This is a genomic window from Streptomyces sp. SID14436 (assembly GCF_010548465.1).
Lineage (GTDB): Bacteria > Actinomycetota > Actinomycetes > Streptomycetales > Streptomycetaceae > Streptomyces.
Genome location: NZ_JAAGMD010000508.1, coordinates 1 through 7,315 on the forward strand (window position 1 = coordinate 1; position 7,315 = coordinate 7,315).

The window sequence follows — 7,315 nt, forward strand, 5'->3', positions numbered from 1 at the left end:
CCCGCGGCGGTCCGCGCCTTCACCGCGGCCGGCCTGCGGACCCGGTCGGCGGTGTCCGAGGAGGAGGACGCGCACGTGGTGGTCGGGGTCGCGCCCCGGCCGCCTTGCCCGGGCCGCCCGGCCCACGGCTCCCCGGCGGGCGCGCTCACCCGGGGGTCGTCGCCCGGGCGATGAGCAGGGCCACGTCGTCGAAGTTGTCGGGCTCGTGCAGCGTGCGCAGGAGCAGGTCGCAGAGCTCCTCCAGGGGCCGGTCGGGGCAGTCGAGCAGGGTGAGGAGCCGGTCCAGCCGCTCGTCCAGCGGGTGCCGCCGGGTCTCCACCAGACCGTCGGTGTAGAACACCAGCCGGTCGCCCGGCTCCAGGTCGACGACGGTGGCGGAGAAGGCCACCCCGCCCACCCCGAGCGGCACCCCCGTCGGCAGGTCGAGCAGCTCCGGCACGCACCCGGAGCGGACCCGCACCGGCGGCAGGTGCCCGGCGTTGGCGATCACGCACTGCCGCCGCGCGGGGTCGTGGACGGCGTACACGCACGTGGCGATGGCCTGGTCGAGGTCGCCCGAGATGCGGTCCAGGTGGTCCAGCAGCACCGCCGGGTCGAGGTTGAGGGAGGCCAGGGTGTTGGTCGCGGTGCGCAGCCGGCCCATGGTGGCGGCGGCGGGGATGCCGCTGCCCATCACGTCCCCGACCACCAGGGCGGTGCGGTCGCCGGCCAGCGGGATCACGTCGAACCAGTCGCCGCCCACCTCGCTGGTGGCGCCCGCCGGCTGGTAGCGGGAGGCGAGCTCCAGCCCTCCGGTGCGGGGCGGGAGGCTGGGCAGCAGGCTGCGCTGGAGGGTGAGCGCGGTGGCGCGGGCGTTCTGGTACCAGCGGGCGTTGTCGATCTGCACGGCCGCCCGGGACGCCAGTTCCCGGGCCAGCAGCAGGTCGTCGTCGTCGAACGGCAGCGGATTGCGGCTGCGCTTGAGGTCCAGCGCGCCCAGCACCTCGCCGCGCGCGATCAGCGGCACCGCGAGGTACGAGTGCACGCCCGCCCGGCCCAGCAGTTCGGCGGCCTCCGGGGAGCGGGCGATGCGGGGCAGGTCGTCCTCCTTGACCACCGGCACCATGACCGGCCGGGCGGTGCGCACGCACTCCGTGACCAGCCGGTCCGGCGCGTAGCGGGCCAGTCCGCCGGGCGGGTCGGCCGCCCGCAGCGCCTCCGGGACCTTGTCGCCCTGGACGGCGAGCGCCCGGATGACCGCGGGCTCGCCCGGACTCAGGGTGCTGCGACGGCCCCGGACCACCGCGTCCAGCAGGTCCACCGCGGCCACGTCGGCGAGTTCCGGTACCGCCACGGCGGCCAGCTCGCGCGCCGTGCGGTCCAGGTCCAGGGTGGTGCCGATGCGGGCGGACGCGTCGGCGATGAGGGCGAGCCGGCGCCGGGCGGCCTCGGCCTCGACGCTCGCCCGGTACTGCTCGGTGACGTCGACCACGGACACGGCCACGCCCAGCACCGTGCCGAGCGCGTTCTCCAGCCGGTACAGCGAGACCGTCCAGGCGTGGTCCTCGTCCGGATCGGCCGGCGTGCGGCCGACGGCGGACCGGTCGACGATCGGCTGCCCGGTGTCCAGCACCCGGCGGGCGGCGTTCTCGATGGCGTCGGCGTCCAGCTGCGGCAGCACCTCCCGCACCGTGCGGCCCAGGTGTTCCGCGGCCGGGATGCCGTTGATCTGCTCCAGCGCGGGGTTGACGGAGGCGTAGCGCAGCCGGGTGTCCAGCACGGCCAGCCCGATGGGGGACTGGGCCACGATCCGGGTGGACAGCGCGACGTCCTGTTCCATCCGCCGGACCGTCGACTGGTCGACCGCGAGACCGAGGGCGAAGACCTCCCCCTGGTCGTCCAGCAGCCGCATGTTGCGGAACTCCACGAGCCGGGTGCCGCCGTCCTTGCGCCGGATGGGGAACGCCCCGGCCCAGCTCCGCCCGGTGCGCATCACGTCGGCGAACAGCTCGACGACCAGGTCCAGGTGCTTCTCGTGCACCATGATCCGGGCGGCGTACTGGCCCAGCGCCTCCTGGACGGTGTACCCGAACAGTTCCTCGGCCTGGGGGCTCCACAGGACCACGCGTCCCTCGGCGTCCAGCACCACCGAGGCCACGCCCAGCACGTCGAGCAGCCCGCTGGGACGCACCGGCCCGCGCTCCGGGCCGCCGTCCCCGGCCAGGGGTGCCCCGGCTGCACTCATCCCACGCCCGCCTTCGCCGCTCGGGCCGGCACCTCCGCGCGGCACCGGCTTCCCTTGTTCTACCGCGCGCGGGGGCGATTTTTCGCCGCTCCTGCCGTCCCGGTTCCAGCTTCTCCCTTTCCGGTGCGGCGGTCACCCCGGCGCGAGGCGCATGCGCGTACCGGGTTGCGGGTACCCGCGACGCCCTCGTTCCGTCAGTCGTACGCGGCTCTCGCGACCTGCGGGTAGTGCCCGGGCGGGGCCGGTGCTTTGCTGGGGGAGGGGCGGGGCACGGCGGGGGTCACGAGAGGAGCGATCCCGATGAGCAGTGAGCGACCGCACCCGGAGTCCGTCTCGGTCGAGATCAGCGGATGCAGCAAGCACGACGCCCGGATCGTGTTCGACACGCTGTGCGCGTGCTTCACGTCGGACCGGTGCGCCGAGGACGTCCCCGAGGAGTTCCACGAGACCCGGCCCACGGTGTGGCTCGGGACGTTCGACGTCGCCGACCCGCACGAGGGCAAAGCCGCGCCGGTCAGGCTGTCGTCGTCCGTGGACGCCGACGTGCACGGCGGCTACTGGGCCATCGACCGGTTCCGCAGCACGCTGGGCGACCTGTTCACCGTGCACGACCTGACCACGGTCTCGGGCGACCAGGAGAGGGAACTGCACGTGCGTCTCGAGAGCCGCTGACGCGCACCGGACCCCCGGGGGGCGGCCCCCGGGGGTCCGCTGTGCCCTCCGTCACCTTTATGCAACTAGTTGCACAAGGTGCCGCGCGTCCTCTACAACAGAGGCACCACACCGCGCACGGAGGGCCCGATGAGCCGTTACCCACACCTGCTGACCCCCCTCGACCTGGGCTTCACCACCCTGCCCAACCGGGTCCTCATGGGCTCCATGCACGTGGGCCTGGAGGAGGCCGAGGGCGGCTTCGCCCGCATGGCCGAGTTCTACGCGGCCCGCGCGCGCGGCGGGGTCGGCCTCATCGTCACCGGCGGCATCGCGCCCAACGACGAGGGGCGCCCCTACGAGGGCGGCGCCCGCATCACCACCGACGCCGAGGCCGAGCAGCACCGGGTCGTCACCGACGCCGTGCACGAGGCGGGCGGCCGCATCGCGCTGCAGATCCTGCACTTCGGCCGCTACGCCTACCACCGGGACCTCGTCGCCCCGAGCCCCCTCCAGGCGCCGATCAGCCCCTACCCGCCGCGCGAGCTGAGCGACGCCGACGTCGAGCGCACCATCGACGACTACGCGCGCGCCGCCCGCCTCGCCCGGCAGGCCGGCTACGACGGCGTCGAGATCATGGGCTCCGAGGGCTACCTGATCAACGAGTTCATCGCCCGGCAGACCAACCACCGCACCGACCGCTGGGGCGGCTCCTACGAGAACCGGATGCGCTTCCCGGTCGAGATCGTCCGCCGGGTGCGGGAGGCGGTCGGCGAGGACTTCATCGTCATCTACCGGCTCTCCATGCTCGACCTGGTCCCCGGCGGCTCCACCCTGGACGAGGTGATCACCCTGGCCAGGGCCGTCGAGGAGGCCGGGGCCACCATCATCAACACCGGCATCGGCTGGCACGAGGCGCGCATCCCCACCATCGCCACCTCCGTGCCCCGCGGCGCCTACACCTGGGTCACCAAGCGGCTGATGGGCGAGGTGTCCGTCCCCCTCGTCACCACCAACCGCATCAACACCCCCGAACTCGCCGAGCAGTTGCTGGCCGAGGGCCACGCCGACATGGTGTCGATGGCCCGGCCGATGCTCGCCGACCCCGACTTCGTCGCCAAGGCCGCCGAGGGCAGGCCCGAGGCGATCAACACCTGCATCGGCTGCAACCAGGCCTGCCTCGACCACACCTTCAGCGGGCAGATCACCTCCTGCCTGGTCAACCCGAGGGCCTGCCACGAGACGGAGCTGGTGCTCTCGCCGACCCGGCGCCGCAAGCGCGTCGCGGTCGTCGGCGCCGGCCCGGCCGGCCTCGCCTGCGCGGTCAGCGCCGCCGAACGCGGCCACGACGTCACCCTGTTCGACGCCGCGAGCGAGATCGGCGGGCAGCTCAACGTGGCCCGCAAGGTCCCCGGCAAGCAGGAGTTCGACGAGACCCTGCGCTACTTCCGCACCCGGCTCGCGGAACTGGCCGTCGACGTCCGCCTCGACACCTGGGTCACCGCCGACGACGTCGCCGGACACGACGAGGTCGTCGTCGCCACCGGTGTCGTGCCGCGCGTCCCCGACATCCCCGGCGTCGACCACCCCCGCGTCCTCGGCTACCTCGACGTCCTCAGGGACGGCGCCCCCGTCGGCGACCGGGTCGCCGTCCTCGGCGCGGGCGGCATCGGCTTCGACGTCGCCGCCTACCTCACCGACAGCGGGGAGAAGGCCCACGAGGACCCCGGGACCTACTTCCGGCACTGGGGCGTCGACCTCGACTACACCGGCCCCGGCGGCCTCGGCACGCCCGACCGGCCCGCGACGCCGCGCACCGTGCACCTGCTCCAGCGCAAGACCACCAAGGTCGGTGCTGGCCTCGGCAAGACCACCGGCTGGATCCACCGCACCGAACTGCGGCACCGCGGCGTCACCATGGTCCCCGGAGTGGTCTACGACCGGATCGACGACGCCGGACTGCACGTCACCGTCGACGGCGAGAGCAGTGTCCTGGAGGTCGACACCGTGGTCCTGTGCACCGGCCAGGAGCCGCGCCGGGACCTGCACGAGGAGCTGGTCGCCGCCGGGCGCCCGGTCCACCTCATCGGCGGCGCCGACGTGGCCGCCGAACTGGACGCCAAGCGCGCCATCAAGCAGGGCACCGAACTCGCCGCCTCCCTCTAGGAACGGGTGCGGACCGTGCCGGGGCCCGGGGGAGCCGGCACGGTCCGCACCACCGGCCGTCGGGCCCCCGTCCCTAGGATGAGCCCATGTCACTCCCGCACGCGATCCTCACCGCCCTGCTCGAGAAGCCGTCGTCGGGGCTGGAGCTGACGCGCCGGTTCGACAAGTCGATCGGCTACTTCTGGTCCGCGACGCATCAGCAGATCTATCGCGAGCTGGGCCGGCTGGAGGGCGAGGGCTTCATCCGGGCCCTGCCGGCGCAGCAGCCGGCCCGCGGGCAGAAGAAGTCCTACGAGGTCCTGCCCGCGGGACGCGCGGAACTGGCCCGCTGGACCGCCGCGTCCCAGGACCCCAAGCCGCACCGGGACGCCATGCTGCTGCGCCTGCGGGCGGCCGCCGTGGTCGGCACGGCGGGCATCGAGGACGACCTGCGGCGCCATCTGGAGCTGCACCGGCGGCAGTTGGCGGAGTACCAGGAGATCCAGCGGCGGGACTTCCCGCCCGGCCGGGACGATCCGGAGGACCGCCTGCGGCACCTGGTGCTCCGCGCGGGCATCGACCTGGAGACGTTCTGGACCGGCTGGCTCGAACACGCGCTCACCGAGCTCGCCGGGCTGCCGGACCCGGAGGACCGGCCGGCGCCTCGGGACACGGACCGGCCGGACTCCGGCGGACCGCACACGGGATGAGCCACCCGGGGGCCGGACCGCTGCCGCAACGGGACGGGTCCCCGCGGCAGGACCGCGGGGACCCGGCAACCCCCGTGCGAGGGTGGGGACATCGACGCCGGCCGCCGGACCGGAGCGCGTCGGACGTGGAGGCGGCCGGCGCCGGCTCAGAGGCGGTGCGGCCGGCTGCGGCGGCGCAGGAACCAGGCGGTGCCGAGGAGACCGGTACCGACCAGCGCGCCACCGGCGACCAGGGTCACCGTGCCGTAGTCCGTCGAACCGCCGCCGACCCCGCCCATGACACCGCGCGACGGAGAGGCCGAGGGGGTCACCCTGCTCGGGCTGGGCGCGGGCGAGACGATGACGGACTGGGTGCCCGCGGTGCTGCCGTTGGAGCACATCACGATCACCGTGTAGGTGCCGGGCGTGACGTTCGACCAGGCGGCGGACTGCGTCGAGGCGTTGCCCGACAGGGCCACCTGACGGCCCTGGGCGAAGCTGGTCTGGCTGCTGTTGAGCAGCGAGGCCGCGCCCCAGTTGCCGTTGATCTGGGTGCACGCGGACGTGGTGACCGAGACGGTGGAGCCGGTGGTGCTCACCGAGATGCCGGAATCGGCGGCGGCCGGGGCGGCCAGCGCGAGGGTGAGCGCGGCGGCGGCTGCCGCGGTCGGGGCGGAGCGGAACAGGGACATGGAGTAGCGCATCGTGGACTGCCTTCCGGCGGCACGGTTGGCGGTACATCCCTTGCGCCGCCGAGGGTGGGGAACGTCCCGTGCTGCCACACAGGGCCAGCCAATGCGCACCGGACGCACCCCGCACCCCGGCCGCCGCCGGGCAGGTGACACGGCGTCGCGCGGTCCGTCACGGGGGCGTCCGGCGGGGTCAGTTCCCGGTGCCGGTGGTCACCGTGCGCTCCGCCGAGAAGGCGCCCCAGGTGCCGTCCGGGAGCATCGGCCGGATCCGCACCCGGTGGGTGACGCCCGCCTCCGTGCCCACGTAGAAGGAGTACGTGGCCCGGCCGCGCGGGGCGTCGCCGCCGAAGACCAGCGAGGTGGCCGCCCGGCCGTCCAGGTGGACCTGGTACTCGGTCACCACGCCGTCCACGTCCGGCGGGACCCAGCTCAGGTCGAGGTGGTACGCCCCGTCGGCGCGGCGCACCCGGGCCGTGAACCGGGTGGGCGCGGTGCCGGCCGCCTTCTCCGCCGAGCCGGGCGTGGTGATCCGGACGGCGGAACTCGCGGGGGAGACGTTGCCGGCCGCGTCGCGGGCCCGGACCGTGAACACGTAACGGGTGCCCGGCCGCAGCCCGGTGAGCACCGTGGCGGTCTGGCGGCCGCCGACGCTGTGGATCTTCGTGCCGGCCTGGTGGATGTCGTAGGAGACCACGTCCCGGCCGTCCGTGGCGGCCGGCCACGACAGCTGGACCGCCGTGGGGCCCGCCGCCCTGCCCTCCGGCCGGCCGGGCCGGGCGGGAGCCGTGCGGTCCTGCGGAGCGGCGCGCGGCGTCCTCGCCCGCACCTCCCGGCTGGGCGGGCCCAGCCGCCCGTCCGTGTCCCGCGCCCGCACGGTGAACACGTAGGAGGTGGCGGGGCGCAGCCCGGTGACG

General features: G+C 74.5%; 6 protein-coding genes and 1 pseudogene. 4 read left to right on the forward strand and 3 right to left on the reverse strand.

The features are described from left to right. Nucleotides 1-90: pseudogene (locus G3I53_RS33960) on the forward strand (putative protein N(5)-glutamine methyltransferase); the annotation flags it as partial. 55 nt (nt 91-145) lie between these two features. Here the strand turns inward: G3I53_RS33960 and G3I53_RS17500 are convergent. Continuing rightward, nucleotides 146-2,224 carry a SpoIIE family protein phosphatase gene (locus G3I53_RS17500; RefSeq protein WP_164338528.1) on the reverse strand — a complete coding sequence of 693 codons (2,079 nt, stop codon included), beginning with the start codon at nt 2,222-2,224 and terminating at the stop codon, nt 146-148. A gap of 300 nt (nt 2,225-2,524) precedes the next feature. Between G3I53_RS17500 and G3I53_RS17505 the strand changes: the two genes are divergently transcribed. The 3 genes from G3I53_RS17505 (at nt 2,525) to G3I53_RS17515 (ending at nt 5,730) form a co-directional block, all read left to right on the forward strand. Further along, entirely contained in the window at nt 2,525-2,896 is a 372-nt protein-coding gene (locus G3I53_RS17505) for a hypothetical protein (RefSeq protein ID WP_164338529.1), read from the forward strand. A 129-nt stretch (nt 2,897-3,025) separates the two neighbouring features. Next, nucleotides 3,026-5,041 (forward strand): NADPH-dependent 2,4-dienoyl-CoA reductase, encoded by a 2,016-nt coding sequence (locus G3I53_RS17510; RefSeq protein WP_164338530.1) that lies wholly within the window; start codon nt 3,026-3,028, stop codon nt 5,039-5,041. 86 nt (nt 5,042-5,127) lie between these two features. After that, nucleotides 5,128-5,730 carry a PadR family transcriptional regulator gene (locus G3I53_RS17515; protein ID WP_164338531.1) on the forward strand — a complete coding sequence of 201 codons (603 nt, stop codon included), beginning with the start codon at nt 5,128-5,130 and terminating at the stop codon, nt 5,728-5,730. Nucleotides 5,731-5,876: 146 nt separating this feature from the next. On the opposite strand, the gene G3I53_RS17520 is transcribed toward G3I53_RS17515, so the two are convergent. Together G3I53_RS17520 and G3I53_RS17525 are read right to left on the reverse strand one after the other, a co-directional pair. Further along, the gene (locus tag G3I53_RS17520) at nt 5,877-6,413 is read right to left on the reverse strand and encodes a hypothetical protein (protein WP_164338532.1); all 537 of its coding nucleotides are present in this window, start codon (nt 6,411-6,413) and stop codon (nt 5,877-5,879) included. A 178-nt stretch (nt 6,414-6,591) separates the two neighbouring features. Beyond that, nucleotides 6,592-7,315 (reverse strand): fibronectin type III domain-containing protein (locus G3I53_RS17525; protein WP_164438529.1); only part of this gene is annotated, 724 nt, incomplete at its 5' end.